2 protein-coding genes are annotated in these 2002 nt (G+C 72.6%); both read left to right on the top strand.

All coding sequences use genetic code 11. The features are described 5' to 3' along the window. Positions 1 to 14: 14 nt before the first annotated feature. Entirely contained in the window at positions 15 to 665 is a 651-nt protein-coding gene (locus ACFWEJ_RS28530; RefSeq protein WP_377232529.1) for a response regulator, read from the top strand. A 111-nt stretch (positions 666 to 776) separates the two neighbouring features. Then, positions 777 to 1943, top strand: coding sequence for a trypsin-like serine peptidase (locus ACFWEJ_RS28525; protein WP_377232528.1), 1167 nt, complete (start codon positions 777 to 779; stop codon positions 1941 to 1943). Positions 1944 to 2002 lie beyond the last annotated feature (59 nt).

Here is a 2002-nt window from a genome sequence, read left to right as displayed (position 1 = left end):
GCGCCGGGCTCCGCGTGCTCATCGCGGAGGACTCGGCGATCCTGCGCGACGGCCTCGCCGCGCTCCTGACGCGGCGGGGCCACACCGTGACCGGCGTCGGGGACGGGATCGCGCTGGAGCGCGAGGTCGCCCGGGCGGTCCGCGAGGAGTCGCTGCCCGACGTCGTGGTGGCGGACATCCGCATGCCGCCCACCTTCACCGACGAGGGCCTGCGGGCCGTGCTGAGCCTGCGCGCCCGGCACCCGCGCCTGCCCGTGCTGCTGTTCTCGCAGTACGTGGAGACCCGGTACGCGAGCCGGCTCCTGGCCGGCGACGCGCGCGGCGTGGGCTACCTGCTCAAGGACCGGGTGGCCGACGTGCGCGACTTCGTCGACGCGCTCGGCCGCGTGGCACGGGGAGCCACGGTGCTCGACCCCGAGGTGGTCACGCAGCTCATGGGCTCCGCCCGGCAGGACACCGCCCTGGAGCGCCTGTCGGCCCGGGAGCGGGAGGTGCTGGGCCTCATGGCGCAGGGCCGCTCCAACAAGGCCGTCGCGGACCTGCTGCACCTGTCGGCGGGGGCGGTCGAGAAGAACGTCGCGGCCATCTTCACCAAGCTGGACCTGCCGCAGGACGCCGCCGACCACCGCCGGGTCCTGGCCGTGCTCCGGCACCTCGGCGTGTGACCGCGCGCGGAGCCGACCGCCGAAAGCGATAGACCCCCTAACGGTTCTTGTCTACGATGTGTCCGATTCGGCATGGACCGGATGAACCGGACAAGTGGACAGGGGAGATCTATGGGCAGAACGCAGAGGTTGCGCCTCGCGGCCGTGGCGGCCGCCGTGACCGTCGCGGCGACGGTCGCCGTCGTCCCGACGGCCTGGGGCGTGACCGCCACCGGCGCGTCGGTGGCCCGGGCGGCCAAGACCGCCGACACCGGCATCGTGTCGACCGTCGCGCCGGTCCTGAAGGCGGACGGCGCCGCCCGGCGCACCTACTCCGCCCAGGAGATGCAGCGGGTCGACGCCGAGGGCGGGGACCCCGCCGTGCTGGAGTACTGGACCGAGGAGCGGATGGCGGCGGCGAAGCCGCTGGACGCCCCCGGCGACCCCGCGCTCGTCGAGAAGATGGCCAAGGGCGTCGCGACGGAGCTCATGGCCGGCACCACGGTCGGCCGCGCGGGCGACCTCCCGGCCACCCGGCTGGGCGACGACGCCTCGGCGGGCACGACCGTGACCCGCCCGGTGGCACCCGAGAGGTCTTCGGCGGGCGGGGCGCAGACCCAGTCGATCAACACGTTCCCGATCAGCACCGGCAAGCTCTTCATCGGCGGCTACGGGAGCGGGAGCTACTGCTCGGCGGCGACGATCAACACCAAGTCGAAGCGGGTGGTGATCACCGCTGGGCACTGCGTGCACGAGGGCCGGGGCGGTACCTGGCACAGCAACCTGGTCTTCGTGCCGAGGTACGACGGCAACGCGGCCGACCCGAGGCCCTACGGGACGTTCCAGGCGCGCACCCTGCACACCTTCAAGACCTGGGTCCAGAAGGGCGGCACCGCGCAGGGCTGGTACCGCGACGTCGGGATGATCACGACGTTCGCGAACGAGGCGGGGCAGCGCGTGGTCCCGGCCGTCGGCGGCAACGGGCTGAAGATCGACCAGTACTACCGCTGGCCGGTGAAGGTCTTCGGCTACCCGTCCAACCGTGACTACGGCGAGGTGATGTGGGGCTGCCAGGGCATGACCCGCAAGAGCAGCGTCGCGGCCCGCACCTCGCTGATCAGCGGGTGCAACTTCGGCACCGGGTCCTCCGGCGGCCCGTGGGTGTGGCACTACAGCGACAAGACCCGCCTGGGGTACGTCCGCGGGGTCACCTCGTACGGGACCCCGCAGAACCGTTCCATCGGAGCGCCGCACTTCGACAGCGCGGTGCACCAGCTCGCCGTCCAGACCAACGGCTGAGCAGCAACGGCTGAGCATCGACGGGTAAGCAGCTGCGTGCGGATGGCGCGGAGCTTGGC

Source organism: Promicromonospora sp. NPDC060204 (genome assembly GCF_042728455.1).
GTDB lineage: Bacteria > Actinomycetota > Actinomycetes > Actinomycetales > Cellulomonadaceae > Promicromonospora.
The sequence above is the reverse complement of the archived record's forward strand: the minus strand, read 5'-3'. Positions and strand labels throughout refer to the sequence as shown.